The organism is Neobacillus soli NBRC 102451 (assembly GCF_001591665.1).
Classification (GTDB): Bacteria; Bacillota; Bacilli; order Bacillales; family Cytobacillaceae; genus Neobacillus; species Neobacillus soli.
This window is the reverse complement of sequence record NZ_BCVI01000058.1, coordinates 39,104-59,823: the sequence shown is the minus strand read 5'-3', so window position 1 is coordinate 59,823 and position 20,720 is coordinate 39,104. Positions and strand designations below refer to the sequence as shown.

Below are 20,720 nucleotides of genomic sequence, written 5' to 3'. Positions count from 1 at the left end.
TTCCATTTCCTAAAAGGAGATTCTTGTAAAAAAGGGCAATTTTCGAGGTGACTAAATTTTGAGAGAAGCACTACATGTGATAGATAATGAAATAACTAGTCTCCCAGATTCCGCAACTAAAGAAGAAGTAGATAACCTAAAGAAGTTGGCGGAGAAAGGCCTTTTTCAATGCCCTTACTGTAAAGCAAAATTAATCGTCAAGTATGGTGAAGAAAGAGGACAATATTTTTCCCATCAACACTCGGAAGCCTGTGAAGTGTCTAAGAAGATTGATCAGTCCGAAAAAAGGTATAGAAAGCAGCTCGAGCGTGAAACAAAGAATCATCATGCAATGCTCGCAATACTCCATGATGAACTGGCTAGCCAGGCTAAAATGAATGAAATGATACAACTTGATTATGGCTATAAAGCAATACAGGAACTAAAAGAGTATCCGGATATTTGGGTGAAGATTGGTGAAAAAGAGTACGGTCTGTCAATTGTGACGAATGTTAAATCTTCCGTGGATAGCAAACTATCAAATCAAATCACTAAAAGACAGCAAAATTTCCTTGAACAAGGGATGGAACCGATTTGGTTTATCGAAAAAGAAGAACAATCAATAGAAATGAGTAAAAATGCCTTAGTGCTGTGGGATGCAGAATTATCGATTTCTTCTAAAACCGAGGAAGATAAAAAGTGGGATGCCATGCTTACTGAACTGGTCAAGGATCAGCACTTTTTTACTTATTTCAATTACCCTGTTTCAATGGATCCTCCAACTGTAGATGTAAGAAGTATGTATTACATTTATTCAAATGGAGACAGTATTGTGGTTAAAGTCATGCGTTTCTTAAAGGATCGGGTGGTAAAACCATACCGTGCCTTTTTATTAAATGAGGGCTATGAGATTCCTTTTGCTGATGCTTTAGTGGTGAAAAAAGAAATCTTGTTGAGCCAGCCAAAGGTGGAAGAGGAAAATCGGAAGGAATTTATCAAGAAATTTCAGCTGCTTCAGATTCAATTTCAGGAGCAGCAAAGAATTCTAGAAGAGCAAAAGCGATTAGAGGAACGGCAAAGGGAAAAATTAAGACTGGAAAGGATAAGACAAACTAATCATCAAGAGAAAGTTAAATCTGCTTGGAAATTGGATATAGAAAATAAGAGTCTTTCAAACACCTATCAACCATCAATAAGTGGAAATGAAATACCAAATAAAAACCGACTAGATGAACTAAATGAATTGCTCGCAAAGACAAGTGTCCTAAATGAAAAGCCCCTTTCATTAATGTCTAAATCAAAACACCAACGAATTATTGAAGAGATGTCTAAAATCTGGGGGACTGAGAATCCAAGTAATCAAGTTAATATGTCCCGTACTAACATCCCTCCTGAACAAAAAGTTGATGATGATAAAAGGAATAAATTAAAAGAAGAGGTATTATCACACTATGTGAATGGACAGCAATACATTAATGGCAGCCAAAGGAAATGGAAAGAATTTGTCTTATATCGATTTAATCGGGTGTATGAGAAGAAGTTAACAGTCAAAGATTTGGTGGTATTATTGAAAAATGCAGGGATTACCTTTAATCAATCGGAAAAAAATGTTTACTATCCTATTAGAGATTATTTAATCTTTATTGGAAAAAAGTCACAGAAGCCATTGAATTTAATGTAAAGGCTTTTCACTGTCAAAAATGTAAAGTGAATATTACTTACGTTAATGAATTAAGGCATGGGGGAATAAGCACCAAATTAAAAGGATTTATATATTGAAGACTTTGTGACTATTATAGGGAGGGGGGGTTTGGTATGATATAATGATTTATATCATGAGACAAGGAGGTAATACCGTTAAATGAAATTTAAAACAATTGCTTTTACTTTATTGGCTGCCGTTATGTTGGCCGCTTGTAGTGGTAAAAGTACTGATGAAGGAAGTTCTTTAAAGGAAAATGCACCAAACTACATTAAGGGACTGGTTCACGAATATAGTACAGGAAAAATAAAAACTCAAAGTGCCTCCATTACATCGCAGCAACTTTTAGTGACTGACAGTAATGGAAAAGAGTCGGCCAATGACTTGCCTAAAGAAGAATTTTTTGTGTCTATTGCTCCTTACGTCGAACAAACTCATCCTTGAACCAATCATAGCTTGACAGGTTGTCAAGGTGAACTGGCGAATAAAGAGTTTCAAGTCTACATAGAAGATACAGAAGGCAATGTGGTGCTGGACGAAATCGTTAAGACCCAATCTAATGGATTTATCGATTTTTGGCTGCCACGTGATAAAACGTATAAGATAAAGTTTGAATATGACGGAAAAAAGGCAGAATCAAAGATAGCCACATTTGAAGGTGATCCTACCTGCATTACAACCATGCAGTTGAAGTAGGGAAAGTTTCTTCTTTGTTGTTGTAGATAAAGGACTTACAGCAAAATAAAGTGTAGGTATAAAAACTGGAGGAATGTAGCCTCCAGTTTTTTGAAATTTACTTTCATCTGCTCGATTAAACCTACTGTTCAATTCACATTTTATTCAAATTTCTAACATTAATATGTTAAAAAACTGTGAAAGTCGTTGCCATTTGAATCCAAATTGCTTATATTTAAAGTGTAGAGAAGATAGTGAAAACAATCACAAACTTCATTGCAAAATCCAGCTGGCTGACCAGCCCCTTATCGAAAGGGGACACAAAAATTTTTCGATAAACTTGTGAAATATTTCACAAGAATAAATAGGAGATAATTGTGATGAGATGGTACAAAACCCCTCTAGCAGCAGGTGTTTGGACAGTTTTACGTATATGGCTTGGCTTACAATGGATTGAGGCGGGTCTTCATAAAATAACAGGCGGATTTGATGCTACCGGATTTCTAAAAGGTGCTCTAGCAAATGCCACAGGTGATCATCCAGCAGTACAAGGATGGTATGCTGAGTTCTTACAACAATTTGCCATGCCAAACGTTCATATCTTTAACGTATTAATCCCTTGGGGAGAATTACTTGTTGGTATTGGTTTAGTCGTCGGTCTAGCAACCATTCCAGCCTTAGTTGCCGGAGCCTTCATGAACTTAAACTTTTTGTTAGCAGGTACAACAAGCACGAATCCAATCCTTTATACAGCAGCAATGATTCTCTTATTTGCAGGAGCCGGTGCATATTACTTTGGACTTGACCGAATTGCGGTTCCATATTTCAAAGGCTATTTCAAAAAAGGTCATGGAAAAACTGCTGGAATTACCCGATAGCAGTAATGAAATCTATTAATGTAACAGCAATTAGAATAATCATAGAAAATCAGGTAACCACTAAGATTACCTGATTTTCTATTTTGGAAACGAGGCACTTATGAACTTCTTTGTTGGGATTCCTCCATCATTGAAAAATATTTATTTTTCAGAAACAAAGGAATGGGAAGCCTAATCACTCCGTATTTTTGGCGAGGAATTAGGCTTATGATTTTCACAATCGCCTCGATTCCAGTATGAAATTCCTGAAAGTGAAGCTCTAACACGCCAATAATTTACATTCGATGTCAATCCACGTTCCGTTAATAATGTCCGATGTTTCAATTCATCTGTTAGCTATAATTCCCGTACCTAATAACACCAAAAATTAATAACACCACTAATGCAAAAATGCATATTGTTCCGATTAAAGCTAAAACATTAAGGATTTTATTTGCTTTTGTACTAAACAGCTTACAAAATACAATATAAACTCCAACTCCAATCATTCCACCTAATGTATTTCCTAAAAGGTCAGTAATATCGCTGCCACCTATAGCAAAGATGAATTGCAATACTTCAAATAACAAACTAACTCCCGCTATTGGTACAATCCTTTTCAAGAAAGGCCGGTTTGGTTTTAGCATACTGATATAAATTCCAAATGGGATAAATGCAAATACGTTATAGATTATTTCACCAATATCTTTTTGATCGTTTTTAATAATTGAACCAGCAAAAGGGATTAAGTTGATTCCCCTAAAATCCGCGAAATGACGCAAGTCTTGAAATGAAAATTGCATTTTAAAGAGTATAATCCATGTTAATACCAATAAATATACGGTCAACAAACCAGCAGTTATTTTATTTTGATTATTTTTTGATTTCTCCATATAAATCCCCAATTCCTACTTACAATCTAAGCTTTATATCCTTCTTTACAATTGAATCCTAACATTTTTCTAGAAATAATAATATTATTTATTAGGGAATGTTTCTTTAAAAGATGAGATCGCTAATATTGTTCAATTCATATCAAATTAGAAAAATAAATGCTATTACACAAAAAGTGTTCTTTGAAGCAATGCTCCTTAACACTTTCACTAATTCGCTGGTTTATTGTTATTAAAAACTAATTGACGGGTAGTTGGATGTCGCGCCAGCCAATTACATCGCATTGGCCATATTCATTATCACCCACTGCAACTACCGTGCCATCCGATTTAAGCCCGACAGTATAGGCACGCCGCAATCGCCACGATATCGCCCCAACCATTTACATTACACTGGCCATACTTATTATCACCCACCGCAGCCACGGTACCGTCCGATTTAAGCCCGATTGTATGATAACTACCCACCGCAATCGCCACGATACCGCGCCAGCCGCTTACATCGCATTGGTCATGTTTATTCAAACCCACAGCTGTCACAGTACCGTCCGATTTAATGCCAATTGAATGGAGATAACCCGCTGCGACCCCCACAATATCATTCCAGCTGCTTACATTGCATTGACCTTCATTATTTCGCCCCACTGCTACCACTGTGTCATCCGATTTAAGCCCAATGGTATGACGCCAACCCGCTGAAACTGCCACAATATCGCGCCAGTCGTTTACATCGCATTGGTTATGCTTATTCCACCCCACTGCCGCCACAGTACTGTCAGATTTTAGCCCAATTGTATGAGCATTACCCGTGTTTGTTGCCATATGAACATTACCAGCTGCGACTGCCACCATATCACGCCAGCCGCTTACATCACATTGGCCATATTTATTATCACCCACAGTCGTCACCGTGCCGTTCGATTTAAGCCCAACGGTATGACGACGACCAGCCGCTATGGTATCTTTAGGCCACCGTTTCACCAGTAACATCCTGTCTTTCGGTGAATAGAAATCCATGTTTTACCTCCTTGAATGTAAGCAGCCTTCCATTTACCTGACAAGTATATGTAACTTTATGATTGCTCGTCAAATGGAAGCAATTGTATGGTTGTGATAAAGGAAGTATATCAAATTGTCATTTTAGTTTATTCCATTATTGGACTGGGTTGTTGTAAACCGCATTTATCCGATTAGTTTGTTAAAGTAAAATATTAATATGATATATGGGTATCAGTATAATAGAAGAGCCATTCATTATCCAATGAACTTCAAGAGATGAAATCAGGACAGACTTTCTTACTGGAAAATTGTGATCTATCTCAGCGTCAATATGAATTATTAACATACCTGTGTATACGAAATATCAAAGCTTTTCCTCTTCGTGAATTGGTAGAATTGGACGAACAGGCGCAATTAAAAGACGAACGGCTATTTAATGTAATGAAGTATACGATCTTTTTGCCAGGAAAACATATTGATCCTCCTAACGCAGCGGGGGGCAGGAACCCTGGGTTCAATATAATGAGTTATTCCGAGAATTTAATAAATTCCAACAATCGAAATGAGAGTGGAAGAAATGGCTATTTTGAAAAATGATTGGGCACCATTACTTGAAGAAGAATTTGCGAAACCTTATTACCAGCGATTGAGGAAAATACTGCTCGAAGAATACCAAACAAAAGTGGTTTATCCGGAGCAATTAGATAATTATAATGCACTGCATTTTACTTCATGTAACGAAACGAAAGCAGTCATTATTGGCCAAGACCCTTATCACGGACCAGGACAGGCCCATGGTTTAAGTTTTTCAGTTAAGCCAGGTGTACGGATTCCTCCATCATTGAAAAATATTTATAAGGAGCTGCAAACAGATTTGGGTTGCTCTATCCCTAATAATGGGTACCTAGTAAAATGGGCGAGGCAGGGAGTATTGATGTTGAATGCGGTTTTAACAGTACGGGCAGGAAGCCCAAACTCACATAAAGGTATCGGTTGGGAAGAGTTTACTAATAAAGTAATTGAAGCATTGAATCAAAGGGAGAAACCAGTTGTTTTTATCCTTTGGGGAAATTTCCCGCAACAAAAACAACAACTAATCACTTCATCAGGGCATTTCATCATAAAGTCGTCACATCCCAGCCCATTTTCCGCCAATAAGGGCTTTTTTGGAAGCAAACCATTTTCCCGAACCAATGCGATTTTGCGCGATTTAGGGGTGGAGGAAATTGACTGGCAGATACCAGATTTATAGAATGGGCTTCATGCAACTTTAATTAAGTCTTTTAGAGATTTAATTAAGTTTTAACCGGTGCCAATCCTCAAGATTAATATATGGTACAGTGAACCGTATCACAAGTGATGGTAAACAGGAGAATAGAATTTCCTATCGAAATAAATAGACTATATGAATTAAGAGAGAGCCAAAAAGTACATTGAGGAATACTTAAAAAAATGGCGTTAACGATGGAAGTATGATCGTAACATTAAGTTTAATACAATATACAGAGGCGATATTTTTGGAAGTTAAAAAGGAAAAAATGTATAGTATTCATAAATTGTCAAAAGGGACTTATGAAGATTTAAATAAGATGATGTATAAGATAAATTCTTATCGAGAAAATCTCCCTATTGTTAAAATGTCCAAGAGTAAAGCATTAATGGAATTATTAACGATACATTCGGAGCTTGCCTTTTTACATGTTAATGGTAATGCTAAAAATATACCAGATTTAAATCCTGCATTAGATGAAAGACAGAATGAGAGGTTTATACAAGAGTCGTTAAAATGGGCAGTTAAATGGATATTTGATTATTGTAACGATGATATGAAGAATATGTCATTTAAGCCTTCTAGAAAAGAACTAATAAACATGCTTATATTTTCATATAAGTACGAAATGCTTAGAGAAATACTTTTTTCAGCCTCACGAGGTGCATATTCTATAAAAATAGATAATAAGAAGATTGAATTTGTCACTGAAAATGATAACCATCATGCTTTTCTGGCATATAATTCTTGGAGGCAAGCGCATAGGGAACGTTTACAATTAGACAATATAAAAACTCGAAATATTAGTGCAATCCAGGAATTACAATCTAGTGAATTTATCATGCCTGAAACATGGAATTTAGGTGATTATACCTTAAAAGAATATAAGTCTTTTAGTGTAAGCTTGGATGGATTACTTACAAGATGGATGATGAACCATGCTAAGAAAAATCCAATCATTTTTATTGGGCAATACAAGTCACAAGACTTAATAAAGGTTTTTGATAAAAAATGGTGGGTAAGTCAAATATCTAAATTATCGGGATTATCTAAAGATACTGTTGAGAATATTATTACAGATTTAACTTATGTAAATAGAAATAACAATGATCCAGCTTATCAATTTTTTATACCATTATCAGAGAAAAAATTAGCATTGTCTGTGTGTTTTACGAATGTGTTTGTTAGACCGGAAAGAAACTTAATGGCTTTACTTCCTAAATTAGAGGATAAGTCGTTTCATAGACTCTCAAATGATTGTGAAAATCAACAGATAAACTTGATTAAAAAATTATTAGATAATAAGAAGATTATTATTGGAGAGAAAAGAACAAAGGCTCAAGAAAAGAGAAGTGGAATGGATATCCTATTTCTAGATTGCGAAACTCTAGATTTACTAATAGTTGAATTGAAGTGGACAATATCTCCTTCTACTACAAGTGAAATGTATGCTGTTGATGAACATGTTAAAAAAGGTCTTAATAGCTTACCAATTGCTTATGAATATATAACTCAAAATATCGATGCAATTCTATTGGAATACTTTGGTCCACAATATAAGGGAAAACGACCTAGGAGATATGAAAACTGTGTTGTAATGAATGAAAGTATAGGAACAGGTAGATATAGTGATCCTCTTGCACACGTTATAACTTTAGATCATTTGATTGAGTTACTGAATAAAGGACTAGGTCATACAATTGATACATTACAAAATAAAAAGCATCGCATTCCTAATGAATTTTATTCAGAAGTTCCAGTAAGATTTAAAATTAATGAATATGAGATTCATTGTTCTGGAACTGATCTTGAAGGCGAGTGGCTAGATCATACATTACCCGCTTTAAATAGTAATTTTATATGATAACATGTTGAAATGAAGTTTTTATTAAATGGGCCTCTTTTCTAAATTCTTATACTTTTGTAAATGTATCCTAATCTTTTAATTCTATCATCACTTGATGATAGAATTCTCAATTGCTGATGCAGCTAAGCTAAAGAATTAAAGAGATAGTTGATCCAAATCAAAATTCTATAATTCTTTGATTATCCACCTAGGGTTTTAGAAGTTGACCTTAATAAAGGTATAAACATTAATGTAATATTAATAGCTGGTAGAACTCCGGACGATTTAAGTGAAAGTAAGAAACCACAGGACCTAAGCTTACTTGGATAAGAAAAATGAGAAGCATTAATATTTAAAATAAATAATATGACAGATTTGTTAAGAGTGTCTCAAAATTTGAGACACCTTTTTATTTTTTATTAGAAACACAATACAAATAGTTATATATACAGAATATACTATATTTGTTGTCGAATTATGGTAAGTTATATTTATTCAATGTTAAAATATGTAATAGTAGAACCTTCAAGGGGGAAAAGAAATGAAACCGCCAATTGAATTAATAAAAAAAGAAAATAAAAAGAATATATTAGTATTTATCCATGGATTTACTTCTGATTTTCAAACATGAACAAATGTACAGATGATATTGATGAAAGCAAAGAAAATAAAAAAGAAGGACTAGACGACCGTGCCGGGGGTCAGGCCCGCTAAAATTTAGATCGGTACTGTTTAGCATTAGTACAAATTTTTTCGAGCTGAAAGAAGGTTTATTATGAGTTATTTGTCTGCATTGAACTACAAATATAAGCAAGAAGATTCAGAGGAAACTTTATTTGTTTTTGATACTAATTATTTCTTATATGCTTATCAAAGTTACTCTAATGGAGATAGTTATATAAAAGCATTAGAGAATAAAGAGAAGGATATATATATTCCTTTTATGACGTATATAGAGTTCCTATCCAATATAAATTCTGTAACCAGTTCCTTGAAAAGTGATATTAAGATTTTAGAAAACTATGTTAATTCAGTTGTTGAAGAAGTAAAAATATTTGATATTTCAGCAATTAAGCAAAAACTAAAATCTGAGAGTTTTAGAAACAAATCGAAGAATTATGATCAATTAAATAATTTACTGAAAAAGGATATAGAAGAAATTATAAATGAATATGTTGAAAGTTCTGTAATGGAAGTTGAAAATAAGTGTATTGAAATAGAGAATATACTTAATGAAAAGTTAAAAGGATTTTCTGATTCAGAAAAGAATTTACCTAAGATAGCAGAGTATGAAAAAAAAATAAGAGACCTTACAGATCGAATTGATAAATTGTTTAAAAGTACAAGTGTTGTTGGAGAAATGTATACACAAGAAAATATTGATGAATATATATCAGATATGGATGTTAGGTATGCAAAGAATATCCCCCCAGGATTTTGTGATGAAAGTAAAGGTGATAAAGAAAAGATATTTGGAGACCTAGTTATTCCTGATAAAGCAGGAGATCTTATCTTATGGAAAGATTTAATAAATTTGTTACAAGTTGATGAAGAAAAAAAAGAGAAATTCTCTAAAGTTGTAATTGTAACAAATGATGGTTTGTCAGATGAAAAATCAGATTGGAGAATAAAGTTAGGAAAAGAAAGAGTAGTACATGATCAATTGAAGATAGAGTTCTACCAAAAAACGGGAAAACTATTAGATTTAATGAGGGTTGAAGATTTTATTGAATACTTTAGCCTGGAAGATGAAGTTACTAAAGAAAACATAGCAAATGAGATTAAAACATTTAAGGAAGTATATTCTTCAAAAGAAGAAAAAATTGTATTTACTTTGTTTGGTACTGTGTATACTTTAAATAATCAGAAAGAAATGATGGAAAAAGTATTTATTACATTAATTAATGTGAAAGATTTAAGATACAAGGATTTAAGAGACTTGCCGTGTATATCAACTAGACATGAAGAATTAAACACAACTTTTGATTCATATTCAGAATTGTTCTTAGATGAAGAAACTGAAATATTATTGGGAACTAGATTAAATAGGACTGATAAATTAAGGTATATTTATAAATTATTTAAAATTGCAGGGTTTGACCCAAAAGATTTAATATTTGGTAGTAAAGAGTTACAAAAAATATGGAAAAAATTTCCCCAAAGTAAAGAAAGACTATTATTTTCAGATGAGATCATAGTCTCATTAGAGAGACCTGAAAATCTATTAGGAATATCTGTTATTGGAGATGTAAAATTTTTAAATTCAGGAGAAGAAATAGAAAATAATCTAACTAGTCAAATACGAGATAAGTTAATAAATTGTGAATTTCATGATGAGTCAAGAGAGCCAAAAGAAATTGAATTTAAAGATATTATGTGGAACTTAGGATATAATGTTGAGAATCATCTTGTTGATTTTGATGATTTTTAATTTAAATTGTATTCAACTATCATCTATCATGGTTCAAATTGGTTCAAATGCTATCTACAAGAGTCCATTTTTATCTGTTTTAGCCCATAGCGAAAGCCAACAGAATGTTGATATAAAAAGGATTCATATAGATTAGCGTTCTTAAAAAACAATGATTCCAGTTCTCAAAACGTTAATAGAAAGGTATTGGAAGTAAATTCGAAATTGATACTATAGAGTTAATTGGGATTTTAAGGATATTATTGGACTTTCAAATAATAGAATCCTATATAGCAATTGGGCTTGCAGCATATAAAAGTGATGAAGGAAATACATTTGCACATACAGGTGCACTTCCATGGAAGTTTTTGAATGTAAAGAGTGTTTTGTTTGCGGGTTGTTATTGATCAATGGAATCAAGAATCCAGGTGATTTCGGGATACGTTGGGCAGACGATATTTATACAGGAGAAAGATATGATCGTTTCTTTCACTGGGATAGGGGAAAGTTTGAGTCAGAACATGGACATCCCCTTGAGAAATCCCTACTAAATAAAGGATTTCCAGGCTATTTCGACCCCGACTACCGGTATACTGTATGGTTACTAAAAAAAGAATAATGACCACTGTAAGCCCGAATAATAAAAATAATGCGCACCTTTCCGGTACACATCACAATTAGCCGTAAATCGAGATTTTTTAAATCGGATATACGGCTTTTTTCATTTATTTACTACATTCTGCCTGAATCATTTTTGACCAGGGCATGAATTGGTCTAAAATTTCAGGGTTTTGATAGATGTCGAGATTTGGTAGAACCGTCAATAGTTTCTTTATGTATTCGTAAAAATTCACCCGGTTACTTTTGGCGGTTTCCGCAATACTCAAACATATGGCGTTTGCTTTTGCGCCAGCTTCACTTACCGAAAAAAGCCAATTTTTCCGACCAATGACATTGGGACGAATTGCGTTTTCGGCTGGATTATTATCAATCTCAATGCGGCCATCATTCAAGAACTCTTTGAGTCCATTCGCTCGGTTCAATGTGTATTCTGCTGCTTTTGAGAGAGCATTTTTTCCGAAGAATGGTGATGTTTCAATCCAGTTAAGGAATTCTTCCACGATTGGCTTCGAGTATTTCTGGCGTTTTTTTCTACGCTTGCTCGGAGACAAATGTTTGAATTTCCTTTCTAGTCGATACAACTCATCACAGTAGTTCACACCGATTCGTCCATTTTTGCTGTCCGCTTTCAGCCAATATCGACGAACATGCGCCCAACAATTTGCGAAAGTAATGCCTTCCAACTTACCATAGGCAGAATAACCATCACAAACAATCGTTCCAGAATAGCCTTCCGTGAAATTTTCAAGGACCGATCGAGCCCGTGATAATGAGCTTTGAAAGAGTGTAATTGGTGGCCCTTGGCTTGGCACACTTCGATACACCCAATTATAGGCATTGGATTGACCAGATTTCCCATCAGATCGGTTGATAATTTGCGCATATGTTTCATCGACATGCAAAATGGATTTATCCATCATTAACGCTTTCATTCGTTCGTAAATAGGAAATAGCCAATCGTTTGCTACAAGAATAACCCAATTGGAAAGGTTCTTATCATTCGTATCCAGCCCATAACGCGCCCATTCATTTACCTGACGGCAAAGTGGTAAGTATTGTATGAATTTATCATAGATGACTTTGGCGAGTACGCTAGGACTAGCGATACTGCGTTGAATAGCTGGTTGTGGTGCTTTTCCACTTTTAATTTGCGCTGGCTGAGATGAATCTCCTTTGCAGCTTTTACATTCATAAGCAAGTGCAATGTGCTGCACTTTCATCATCTTTGCAGGAATAAACTTGGCCTCTTCACGGACAATTGTACCACCCATTTCAACCATTTGATGTTGGCAACAATCACAGATTGTGCTTTCTGGGTGATGGTGAATCGTTTCAACCTCCACGTCATTACGCAATGAATCATTTTGTTTTTTCCTTTGAATCTTCCGTACAACAGTATAAGAAATTGTCTGTTGGCTTTGTTCTTCTGTGTGCTCAGATTCGTTAAAAGACGGGTCATCTTCAAATAATGACACTTGTCCGTCCGGTTCGTTATATTTAGATTTTTCCGTTTTAGATCCAAATAGAAGTTTTGTTAATTGGTGAAGTCGCTCGGTTAATGCTTCGTTCTGTTTAATAGCTTTATCTAGCTTCTCCGAGAGATTTTTGTTTTGTTGATTGGCGGTAGCCAATTGTTCTTCGAAAAGTTTAATTAATTTCTCGTATTGATTCTCGTTGTTTGAAGAAACATTAACCATTTATTTCACCACTTTTCGTTCGTATAAGTTAATTATATTATACCATTTTGAACGTGAAAAATGAAGGTAAAAGTGGCTACAAATCAACGTTTTAATAGATTTAGAACACTCCCTTTAGTGATGTTTGAATTGCTTTTGGCTGCTGATTGGATAACCCTTCAAGGAGCCAGCGAAGCGCCTGTTGTGAAAGATTACGTACTTCATTTTCATCTTTAGGCCATTGAAGTTTGCCATTATCCAGACGTTTATAGAGCATAGCGAATCCATCGCCATCAAAATATAAACATTTATATCGGTCTTTACTCCACCCAGAAAATAAGAAAATGGAATCGCCATATGGATCCAATTTAAAAGAATCTTGAATCAGTGTTGCTAGCCCATCAATCCCTTTTCTCATATCTGTCTTACCGCAAATGATGTAAATGTTTTTCACACTTGTATAATCGTGTTTCATAAATTTTTCAACTCCCTCATGACGGTTTGGATGATGTACTCATCTATGCCATTGAAGAAGGATATTTCAGCGTTTGCCGTTTTAATCGTGCAAGTGCTATTGGCAAGAGTTGTTGGAGAAATAGATGTAACGCGGTCTGTATTTTCGGCGTGAAGTGTAACGGGGACGATCGTTAATTTCTGTTGTGGCATAAGAAAAGCACCTCCTTTATTTGATATATGTATCGTACCAAGAGGCGCTGTTCGTTTATATGCGTTGTTTGAATGGGGGCTTACAGAGTCTCAAAATGAAGAACCCGAAAAAGGAGTTTCAAGAGGACGATTGGCAGCATTTCACGGACAGTATCGCAACGTTATCAAAGGCGAATTTACATATTTTTGACCGGGCAGGGATGGACGTCCCTTATATCTGGTCAAAGCTCCGCAAGATTCGCAGGGAGTACGATTGTGAAAAAAGAATTCTTGTGGTGAGGGATTTACCATAGGGGAAAGAATAGCGAAGTCCACAGATACTGTTTTCATAGTGTTTTTGGGGGGGAGTCCCGACCAGAAACAATGATAGGTTCACCTTCTATGACAAACAATTTCGAGGGAGGGATATGTCCATCTTGGAAATACATATTTATCAATGATCTCAGGTTTAAATTTATTTATATAAATTGAATTAGTTGGTGGAAATGACAGCTCCAAAAGGTTACCCATGATTAATCGACAAAACGTTTGTAATTAACTTCAAATACTTGAAATTAATTTAAAAGTTACAAAAATCTTAATTAATAACTTATACTTAATAATTATATAAAATAAAAATTGGGTGATTAAAATGCAGTTAACATTCTATGATGAATTAAATAAAAGTTTTAGTGGTGCAATAATTGATAAAAATGAAGAATACCGGTACTCTTTATGGAGAATATGGAATGAAAAGCTCCCAAGGATTACTTTCGTTATGTTAAACCCTAGTACAGCTGATGATAGAGAGGATGACCCTACACTTCGTAGATGTATTAAATTTGCCATGGGTTGGGGGTACGGTTCTTTGGAAGTTGTTAACCTTTTTGCATATAGGTCAACTGATCCGAAATTATTACTTTCAGTTTGTGATCCTATTGGAGAAAAAAATAACGAATACATAAGCAAAGCATTAAGTAGGTCTGATAAAGTAATACTAGCTTGGGGAACCAAAGGAAGCTTATTGGACAGGGATAAAGAAGTTCTAGAATTGATTAAAGAAATTAACACTCCTCTGTATGCTTTAGAGCTTACACGGGAAGGATACCCTAGACATCCACTTTATGTTAAATCTAATAAGGTACCTGAACCATTTTTTAAATAGGGCTAAACCGTCAAGGTGATATTTTCTTGACGATTTAGCTTTTTTTATTAGTTAAAATATGGGTTATTAGTGTCGGAATAAAAATTAACTTTTTTCTTATTAACTATCGCATAATTTATCTCTTTTTTTGTGCTACTACCGATATAGTTGTTTACATCAATAACAAATATTTCAAATGATAAATCAATCTTTTTTTTATGTAATTGGTCAAGCATGACTTTATGTTTAGAATCAATATTAATTTGTTTAGAATGGACAAATACTCCAACACTAAGAACAATATGGCCTAATAGAGTTAATTTTTCATTTACTAATTCAAACTCATTTTTAAATTTTGTTGAACCACATAACGTAATTATCTTCATTTATATCTCCTAGTTTTTAGTTTTACTACAATTATCATATAATCCTTAAGACTTACTTTCAAGAGTTGTTAAAAATAAACAATTTTTATAGGTTTTAGGTATTTTTGAATACTTTAAAACTGTATAATTAAGCTATATTGATTTATGGAGAGATGGGAATGAAGGGACTTTGGATTACCTTTGAAGGAATTGGTGGATCTGGAAAATCAACTCAAGTAGGTCTTTTGTATGGATACCTAAAGAAACATTTATTAAATGTGGTATCTACAAAGGAACCTGGTGGAACTATATTGGGCGGTTCGTTAAGGAATATACTGGTTAACAATCTAGAGGTTTCTCCGGAACGTTTATCAGAGTTATTTCTATTTGAAGCAGATAGACATGAAACTTTTAAGAAGATTGTCGAGCCTAATATAAGGGTAGGTATAATTACCATTAGTGATAGAGGTATCGATGGGTCAATAGCCTATCAAGGATTTGGAAGAGGTCTGAATGTCGATATGATTAATACTCTAACAAATCTTGCTACTGATAATAAAAAACCAGATTTAACTATTTTAGTAGATTTAGCGCCAGAAATTGCTCAAGAAAGAATCGCCCAAAGGGATAACAAAAATTTGGATAAATTTGATTTGGAAGAAATCGAATTTCAAAAGAGAGTTCGTACAGGTTTTTTATTCGCTGCAAGAAATGACCCGGGAAGGATCAAGATTGTTGATGGAAAAAAAGAAGTTGAGCCTTTACATAAGGATATCGTAGAGATTATTGATACCTTCCTAATGAAAGTAGAATATAAAGGATGATATAAATGCAAGAAGATATAGTTGAGAAGATTGCAAACTATTTAGAAGATATCTGCGGAGATAGTTCTGAAAGATTATTAAATGAAGTTGAAGTTTATGGAGATACAGAAGTTGAATCAATCTTTTTTCTTGAAATAATTGGTATGTTAGAAGAGGATATGGGCATTAATATACCAGTAAAAGAAGTACATAAACGCGTTAAATCTTCTTTTAGAGATTTTTGTACATTAGTTGGTGAACTCTTGGAGGGGAAATAAAAATGAGTATTAATAATAGATTAGCAAATGCTCGTGATTATATTGGTTTAACTGTAGAATCAGTTTCGGAATTATTGAATCTTCCCTTGGAATACATGATGAAAATTGAAAATGGACAGGAAGAACCCAAGATTGAAGATTTGGAGAAGTTTTCCAAGTTATATAAACACTCCGTTAATTATTTTTTAAATAACGATTATAGTTTTAAATCTGATGTTGAGGTTTTGGCAAGAGCAACCTCGGATTTATCAGACATTGATCGTGAACATGTCATGAGGTTTTCTAACATACTTTCAAACATGAAATAAGGGGTGTAACAATGAGTTTGTCAAGACAGGAAATAGTTAAAATTGCTATTGTAGAAGCGTCTAGAGTTTTTGCAAAATGTAAAGTATCTTATACAGAACCTATAAACATTTTTGAGTTAATTGAAAAATATAGTATAGTTCTGAATTTTCAAAAAATGGAAAATTTAGCTGGTGCTTATTTGCCTGAAACAGAAGGAAGTAAGCCGGGTATCCTTATAAACGAGCAACTACCTTTGACACGGCAAAGGTATACAGCCGCACATGAATTTTGTCATTTTATAAGGGGAGATTCAACTAGCTTTGATACATCCTCAGAGCTATTTTATGAAAATTATAAAAGGGAAGATAAAGAGAGAATTGCAGAAGAATTTGCTTCCTGTCTATTAATGCCTAGAAAACTCATATTAACTACCCTTGCAAAGATCGGTTTAAAGGACCAAGAATCACTTAATCCTAAAGCAGTTTATAACCTTTCTTTACGTATGGGGACAAGTTACCAAGCTACAGTAAATAGATTATTCACGCTGAATATGATTAATTCAAAGAAATACCGAGAATTAGATATAGAACCAATTGAAATAAAGAGAATGTATGGCACAGGAAATCTCTCTTCAAGTTGGAATAACATTTGGTATCTAACTGAGGAGGATAAAAACAGTACTATCTATCCTAATGTTGGAGACGAAGTAAGAATATTATTGGAAGAGAACCCTACAACCGGATATAAGTGGATACTTCATCCTGAGGTTGAAAAAGTAAATACTTTTTGGGAACCGATTCAAGAAGATACTAGTAAGTTTGGGGCAACAGGCTATAGAAATATTACCTTGAGGATCCAGGAAATTCAAGGAATCAAACTGAATTTTTACCATAATCGACCTTGGTTACCTTTATCCAGTTCCATTAATACATACAATTTGAATGTTTTAGTTCAAAAGAAAAGACACGGTATTCGCTTAGAACAATTGATTGCTTAAAGGGGGTTTATTATGAATGATGAGTCATAAATACAGTTTTTCAGTGGATTTAAGATTAAATTTTCCAGAGGTAAGAGATCAAGGTAGAAGAGGTACATGTACTGCTTTTGCTGTTACCTCTAGTCATGAGCATCATAGAAATCTAAATGAACGATTGTCTGAGGAGTTCTTATTTAGTTGTGCTAAGTCTCTTCAAGGAGCATATGATGATAGTGGTGTAAGTATACCAACTGCTTTAGAGTCTATAGTTCGTTGGGGGCACACAACAAATACATTATTACCCTATAATGAAAGTTCAGTTTTACCGTTAAAGTTTAAAGATATCCCACCTGTGATACTTAAAGATGCTAAAAGTAGAAAAATAGCTTCATATAATACTATTAATCAAATTATTACACATATTGAAAGCCAACTAAAGAAAGAGAGATCGGTTATTGCGGGTGTTGTAGTACACCCTACTTTTTGGTTAACTGCTGATAATAATTTCATTGATGTACCTGCAATTGAATCAGTTGAGGGTTATCATGCAATAGTCATTGTTGGTTACGGGGAACGCGATGACGGAAAAAAGTGTTTTATTATCAGAAATAGTTGGGGTTCAGACTGGGGAGATAGTGGATACGCTTATATATCCTATGATTATTTCATTAAATATAATATGGGAGCCTGGATTATTCCTAGGGGGGCATAATTATGAATGATGTTATAAAGGGTAAAAATGTTTCTGATGCGTGGATACAAGCAACTAACCACTTACTACAGAATGGTAGAGAAGAATATAATCTTGTAGTTGAGATTGAAAATCCAACACAAGATGATATTGAAATTAGAAGGCAGTTTAATAAAATTTTATCAAATATGAATGATCAATCTATTGAAACTGTTGCGAATACAATTTTCCCCTATGGTATATGGTCTAAAAGTGATAATAGGTTTAATTTATACGATAGATTCATTAAGGTATATCCAATATTAAGAAAAGTACAAGAAAATAATAAAGGGACTTATTTCGGCAGATTAGTTCAATGGAGCTATGGAACAGAAAAGTGTTTTAATCAAGTTGAACATACTATCTTTAAATTAAGAAGAGAGAAACAAAATGGAAGAGGTATAAGGGTAATGTATGAAATGTCTATATATGACCCAGTACTAGACCTTAATAATCAAATGGGGTTTCCATGTATGAGTTTTATTAGTGTGAAGATAAGAAAAGGGTTCTTAGATTTAACTGCTATATATAGAAACCAATACTTTGTTCAAAAGGCCTACGGAAATTTTCTTGGATTAGGTAGATTATTAGATTTTATTGCAAAAGAATCAGGCTATGAGGTAGGGAAACTAACATGTATTGCTACTCACGCAGATTTAGGTCAAATAAAACCTAAATCAAATTATCTTAAAATGGTTGAGATATGTAGCAATCAAGAGCAGGTGGAACTAAATTTTGACTCTTAATGTCCTAACGAATAAAAGTAATTCTTTTCTCCTTAATAAAAAAATATACGCATTCTTTAAGGGTTTTAGTGTGAATGATCTTCATAACTTACATAAAGAAGAGTTAGAGTTATGGGAAAACAAAAAAAAATTTTTGAGAAATGGAGAGAACTGGGTTGTTGGAAGAGTTACAGCAAAATATTCCATAATCCAGTGTATAGGTCTAAAGTCCGAGGACATTACCAACATAAATATCAAGAATAGGCAGAATGGTGCGCCGTTTTGTCCTAATCTTGATAAAAAAATTAAATTTTCAATAGCACATTGTAAAGGTATTGGTTTTTCCTGTAGTAGTTCAGAATTCGATACCATTGGCTGCGACATAGAAAAGGTTAGAGTTAGGCATTATAAATTTCCTAATTATTTTTTATGTAAACCCGAGAAAGAATTGTGGATAAGAGAAAATAGGAATGAAGATTTACATACACTGTTCACTATTGCTTGGAGTTGTAAGGAAGCATGTTATAAGTGTTTATCTTCTGCTGGTTACTTCATTGAAACAGTATTTGATATACGAATTCAGACTGTTTTGTTCGAAAAAGGATTGTTTTCATTCTCCTTTAAGGGTAAAAAGGGGATAGGTTATTGGGATAAGCATCTAGATTTTGTGTTAAGTATAGCGGTTACAATATAAAAGTTTGTATAGGGGAGATCTCCTTGTTAACTGTATTAGGTAATAATTTTACTGAAGTTTATTACAATTTATTAAAAGAATCTTTAAGAAGTAATATATCTACTACGAATTCTAGAAATGGAGAGGTAAGAGATTTTGGCCCAGCATACTTTGAGATTACTAATAAAGATATATTTAGGATTCCTTTATTAGATGGTAGAGGGTATAATCCCTTTTTTGCTCTTACAGAGTACTCATGGTTAATTAGTGGGTCTAATAAGTTAGAACCTTTAAATTACTTTATAAAAAATTATAATGTTTTCTCAGATGATGGAAAAACTCTTTATGGTGCTTATGGCTATAGACTTAAGAAGCTTGACGGGGAAGACCAAATAAGAAAAGCCATAAAAGTCCTGAAGAATGATAAAACTACGCGAAGAGTAGTTCTAACCATGTGGAGACGTAAGGATTTGGGATATGATTCAAAAGATATTCCTTGTAATGTATCCATAATGTTAAAGATACGAAATGATCATTTAGATATGACTGTTATAAATAGGTCGAATGATATCTATTTAGGAGTTCCTTATAATGTCCTAGTTTTCTATCTATTACAATGCTATATTGCCAATCAAATAAATTGTAAAATTGGTCATCAGAGGCATTTTACTGATTCACTACATTTATATTCAAGACACTTTGAAAAAGTAAATTCAATACTAGAAAAAAACAATCCAGTATTGATTGATAATTTATTTAAAAATAAAGAAAATTTCGATATCTCGACTTTTATTAATTTAGAGCATGATAAAATAATTGATCATATATATAATGATATATCTGAACCTTATCATAGACTATTTGAAACATATAGACAATATAAGTATGGTTTAATTGATTCAAATTCTGCAATTAAAACCTTACCTGAAAATCTTCTTGGTTATAGTGCGTATCTCTGGTTCAAAGAAAAGAAAGATTTCCACCATAATGATTTGAATCTGTTAAATGAATAATTTTGGTCCGCGACTTATGAAGTTCTGAATAAAATGTAAATCTATTTTATCTTACTTTTCTTACAGAACCAAAATAAATTAAGCTGAAGAAGTTATGGAAAAGAGAACAAAAAGAACATAGTAAAGTCTATTTTTGAAATTGTACGTTTCGA

At 33.6% G+C, this 20,720-nt stretch carries 23 protein-coding genes and 1 pseudogene; 18 read left to right on the top strand and 6 right to left on the bottom strand.

Annotation, left to right across the window (positions count from 1 at the left end; genetic code table 11):
- The first annotated feature begins 58 nt into the window (after positions 1-58).
- From BSO02S_RS28095 to BSO02S_RS20015, 3 genes are all read left to right on the top strand, one after another.
- Positions 59-1,660 (top strand): competence protein CoiA family protein, encoded by a 1,602-nt coding sequence (locus BSO02S_RS28095; RefSeq protein WP_235846972.1) that lies wholly within the window; start codon positions 59-61, stop codon positions 1,658-1,660.
- 180 nt (positions 1,661-1,840) lie between these two features.
- Complete coding sequence (locus BSO02S_RS27695; protein WP_174524261.1) at positions 1,841-2,377, top strand: CueP family metal-binding protein; 537 nt, start codon at positions 1,841-1,843, stop codon at positions 2,375-2,377.
- 359 nt (positions 2,378-2,736) lie between these two features.
- Positions 2,737-3,234 carry a DoxX family membrane protein gene (locus tag BSO02S_RS20015; protein WP_066071704.1) on the top strand — a complete coding sequence of 166 codons (498 nt, stop codon included), beginning with the start codon at positions 2,737-2,739 and terminating at the stop codon, positions 3,232-3,234.
- 332 nt (positions 3,235-3,566) lie between these two features.
- Here BSO02S_RS20015 and BSO02S_RS20010 read toward each other — a convergent pair whose 3' ends face one another.
- Both BSO02S_RS20010 and BSO02S_RS20005 read right to left on the bottom strand, forming a co-directional pair.
- On the bottom strand, positions 3,567-4,106 hold the full coding sequence (locus BSO02S_RS20010) for a VanZ family protein (protein ID WP_066071701.1): 540 nt from the start codon (positions 4,104-4,106) through the stop codon (positions 3,567-3,569).
- A 239-nt stretch (positions 4,107-4,345) separates the two neighbouring features.
- A pseudogene (locus tag BSO02S_RS20005) lies at positions 4,346-5,123 on the bottom strand (RCC1 domain-containing protein).
- A gap of 559 nt (positions 5,124-5,682) precedes the next feature.
- On the opposite strand from BSO02S_RS20005, the gene BSO02S_RS19995 reads away from it, so the two are divergent.
- The 5 genes from BSO02S_RS19995 (at position 5,683) to BSO02S_RS19980 (ending at position 11,250) form a co-directional block, all read left to right on the top strand.
- Positions 5,683-6,357, top strand: coding sequence for a uracil-DNA glycosylase (locus BSO02S_RS19995; protein WP_066071695.1), 675 nt, complete (start codon positions 5,683-5,685; stop codon positions 6,355-6,357).
- A 265-nt stretch (positions 6,358-6,622) separates the two neighbouring features.
- Positions 6,623-8,239 carry a hypothetical protein gene (locus BSO02S_RS19990; RefSeq protein WP_169802776.1) on the top strand — a complete coding sequence of 539 codons (1,617 nt, stop codon included), beginning with the start codon at positions 6,623-6,625 and terminating at the stop codon, positions 8,237-8,239.
- A 523-nt stretch (positions 8,240-8,762) separates the two neighbouring features.
- Entirely contained in the window at positions 8,763-8,852 is a 90-nt protein-coding gene (locus tag BSO02S_RS27275; RefSeq protein ID WP_142303758.1) for an alpha/beta hydrolase, read from the top strand.
- 144 nt (positions 8,853-8,996) lie between these two features.
- Positions 8,997-10,652, top strand: coding sequence for a PIN-like domain-containing protein (locus BSO02S_RS19985; RefSeq protein WP_066071689.1), 1,656 nt, complete (start codon positions 8,997-8,999; stop codon positions 10,650-10,652).
- Between the two features lie 337 nt (positions 10,653-10,989).
- A complete protein-coding gene (locus tag BSO02S_RS19980) occupies positions 10,990-11,250 on the top strand; it encodes a hypothetical protein (RefSeq protein ID WP_066071686.1) in 261 nt (86 codons plus the stop codon).
- A 106-nt stretch (positions 11,251-11,356) separates the two neighbouring features.
- On the opposite strand, the gene tnpC is transcribed toward BSO02S_RS19980, so the two are convergent.
- The 3 genes from tnpC to BSO02S_RS19965 all read right to left on the bottom strand — a co-directional run bounded on the left by tnpC (position 11,357) and on the right by BSO02S_RS19965 (position 13,594).
- Positions 11,357-12,949, bottom strand: a complete 1,593-nt coding sequence (gene tnpC / locus BSO02S_RS19975) for an IS66 family transposase (protein ID WP_066071683.1) — start codon at positions 12,947-12,949, stop codon at positions 11,357-11,359.
- 100 nt (positions 12,950-13,049) lie between these two features.
- On the bottom strand, positions 13,050-13,403 hold the full coding sequence (tnpB, locus tag BSO02S_RS19970; RefSeq protein ID WP_066071680.1) for an IS66 family insertion sequence element accessory protein TnpB: 354 nt from the start codon (positions 13,401-13,403) through the stop codon (positions 13,050-13,052).
- The gene (locus tag BSO02S_RS19965) at positions 13,400-13,594 is read right to left on the bottom strand and encodes a hypothetical protein (RefSeq protein WP_066071677.1); all 195 of its coding nucleotides are present in this window, start codon (positions 13,592-13,594) and stop codon (positions 13,400-13,402) included. The genes tnpB and BSO02S_RS19965 overlap by 4 nt, the downstream gene beginning before the upstream one ends.
- Positions 13,595-13,689: 95 nt before the next feature.
- On the opposite strand from BSO02S_RS19965, the gene BSO02S_RS19960 reads away from it, so the two are divergent.
- Both BSO02S_RS19960 and BSO02S_RS19955 read left to right on the top strand, forming a co-directional pair.
- The gene (locus tag BSO02S_RS19960) at positions 13,690-13,887 is read left to right on the top strand and encodes a DnaB-like helicase C-terminal domain-containing protein (RefSeq protein WP_066071674.1); all 198 of its coding nucleotides are present in this window, start codon (positions 13,690-13,692) and stop codon (positions 13,885-13,887) included.
- Positions 13,888-14,225: 338 nt separating this feature from the next.
- Entirely contained in the window at positions 14,226-14,738 is a 513-nt protein-coding gene (locus BSO02S_RS19955; protein WP_066071672.1) for a DUF1643 domain-containing protein, read from the top strand.
- A 47-nt stretch (positions 14,739-14,785) separates the two neighbouring features.
- Here BSO02S_RS19955 and BSO02S_RS19950 read toward each other — a convergent pair whose 3' ends face one another.
- A complete protein-coding gene (locus tag BSO02S_RS19950) occupies positions 14,786-15,103 on the bottom strand; it encodes a hypothetical protein (protein ID WP_066071669.1) in 318 nt (105 codons plus the stop codon).
- A 158-nt stretch (positions 15,104-15,261) separates the two neighbouring features.
- Here BSO02S_RS19950 and tmk point away from each other — a divergent pair, with 158 nt between their 5' ends.
- The 8 genes from tmk to BSO02S_RS19910 are packed head-to-tail and all read left to right on the top strand — an operon-like array spanning position 15,262 to position 20,568.
- Positions 15,262-15,906 carry a dTMP kinase gene (gene tmk / locus BSO02S_RS19945; protein WP_066071666.1) on the top strand — a complete coding sequence of 215 codons (645 nt, stop codon included), beginning with the start codon at positions 15,262-15,264 and terminating at the stop codon, positions 15,904-15,906.
- Positions 15,907-15,911: 5 nt separating this feature from the next.
- Positions 15,912-16,163 (top strand): acyl carrier protein, encoded by a 252-nt coding sequence (locus BSO02S_RS19940; protein ID WP_066071663.1) that lies wholly within the window; start codon positions 15,912-15,914, stop codon positions 16,161-16,163.
- Between the two features lie 2 nt (positions 16,164-16,165).
- Positions 16,166-16,471: a helix-turn-helix domain-containing protein gene (locus tag BSO02S_RS19935; protein WP_066071660.1), complete on the top strand. Its 306-nt coding sequence runs from the start codon at positions 16,166-16,168 to the stop codon at positions 16,469-16,471.
- A gap of 11 nt (positions 16,472-16,482) precedes the next feature.
- On the top strand, positions 16,483-17,448 hold the full coding sequence (locus BSO02S_RS19930) for an ImmA/IrrE family metallo-endopeptidase (protein WP_066071657.1): 966 nt from the start codon (positions 16,483-16,485) through the stop codon (positions 17,446-17,448).
- 16 nt (positions 17,449-17,464) lie between these two features.
- Entirely contained in the window at positions 17,465-18,139 is a 675-nt protein-coding gene (locus tag BSO02S_RS19925; protein WP_066071653.1) for a C1 family peptidase, read from the top strand.
- 2 nt (positions 18,140-18,141) lie between these two features.
- On the top strand, positions 18,142-18,903 hold the full coding sequence (locus BSO02S_RS19920; protein ID WP_066071650.1) for a thymidylate synthase family protein: 762 nt from the start codon (positions 18,142-18,144) through the stop codon (positions 18,901-18,903).
- On the top strand, positions 18,893-19,576 hold the full coding sequence (locus BSO02S_RS19915; RefSeq protein WP_066071648.1) for a 4'-phosphopantetheinyl transferase family protein: 684 nt from the start codon (positions 18,893-18,895) through the stop codon (positions 19,574-19,576). Before BSO02S_RS19920 ends, BSO02S_RS19915 begins: the two co-directional genes overlap by 11 nt.
- A 23-nt stretch (positions 19,577-19,599) precedes the next feature.
- Positions 19,600-20,568 (top strand): thymidylate synthase, encoded by a 969-nt coding sequence (locus BSO02S_RS19910; RefSeq protein ID WP_066071645.1) that lies wholly within the window; start codon positions 19,600-19,602, stop codon positions 20,566-20,568.
- The last annotated feature ends 152 nt before the right edge of the window (positions 20,569-20,720 follow it).

Bases quoted from the DNA above. Each gene is read 5' to 3' on its own strand.
- BSO02S_RS19985 (WP_066071689.1), top strand. From the start codon at position 8,997: ATGAGTTATTTGTCTGCATTGAACTACAAATATAAGCAAGAAGATTCA.
- BSO02S_RS19995 (WP_066071695.1), top strand. From the start codon at position 5,683: ATGGCTATTTTGAAAAATGATTGGGCACCATTACTTGAAGAAGAATTT.
- tnpB (WP_066071680.1), bottom strand. From the start codon at position 13,403: ATGAAACACGATTATACAAGTGTGAAAAACATTTACATCATTTGCGGT.
- BSO02S_RS19950 (WP_066071669.1), bottom strand. From the start codon at position 15,103: ATGAAGATAATTACGTTATGTGGTTCAACAAAATTTAAAAATGAGTTT.
- BSO02S_RS19965 (WP_066071677.1), bottom strand. From the start codon at position 13,594: ATGCCACAACAGAAATTAACGATCGTCCCCGTTACACTTCACGCCGAA.
- BSO02S_RS20010 (WP_066071701.1), bottom strand. From the start codon at position 4,106: ATGGAGAAATCAAAAAATAATCAAAATAAAATAACTGCTGGTTTGTTG.
- BSO02S_RS19955 (WP_066071672.1), top strand. From the start codon at position 14,226: ATGCAGTTAACATTCTATGATGAATTAAATAAAAGTTTTAGTGGTGCA.
- BSO02S_RS19930 (WP_066071657.1), top strand. From the start codon at position 16,483: ATGAGTTTGTCAAGACAGGAAATAGTTAAAATTGCTATTGTAGAAGCG.
- tnpC (WP_066071683.1), bottom strand. From the start codon at position 12,949: ATGGTTAATGTTTCTTCAAACAACGAGAATCAATACGAGAAATTAATT.
- tmk (WP_066071666.1), top strand. From the start codon at position 15,262: ATGAAGGGACTTTGGATTACCTTTGAAGGAATTGGTGGATCTGGAAAA.
- BSO02S_RS19935 (WP_066071660.1), top strand. From the start codon at position 16,166: ATGAGTATTAATAATAGATTAGCAAATGCTCGTGATTATATTGGTTTA.
- BSO02S_RS19960 (WP_066071674.1), top strand. From the start codon at position 13,690: ATGAAGAACCCGAAAAAGGAGTTTCAAGAGGACGATTGGCAGCATTTC.
- BSO02S_RS19925 (WP_066071653.1), top strand. From the start codon at position 17,465: ATGATGAGTCATAAATACAGTTTTTCAGTGGATTTAAGATTAAATTTT.
- BSO02S_RS19920 (WP_066071650.1), top strand. From the start codon at position 18,142: ATGAATGATGTTATAAAGGGTAAAAATGTTTCTGATGCGTGGATACAA.
- BSO02S_RS19980 (WP_066071686.1), top strand. From the start codon at position 10,990: ATGGAAGTTTTTGAATGTAAAGAGTGTTTTGTTTGCGGGTTGTTATTG.
- BSO02S_RS27275 (WP_142303758.1), top strand. From the start codon at position 8,763: ATGAAACCGCCAATTGAATTAATAAAAAAAGAAAATAAAAAGAATATA.
- BSO02S_RS19940 (WP_066071663.1), top strand. From the start codon at position 15,912: ATGCAAGAAGATATAGTTGAGAAGATTGCAAACTATTTAGAAGATATC.
- BSO02S_RS20015 (WP_066071704.1), top strand. From the start codon at position 2,737: ATGAGATGGTACAAAACCCCTCTAGCAGCAGGTGTTTGGACAGTTTTA.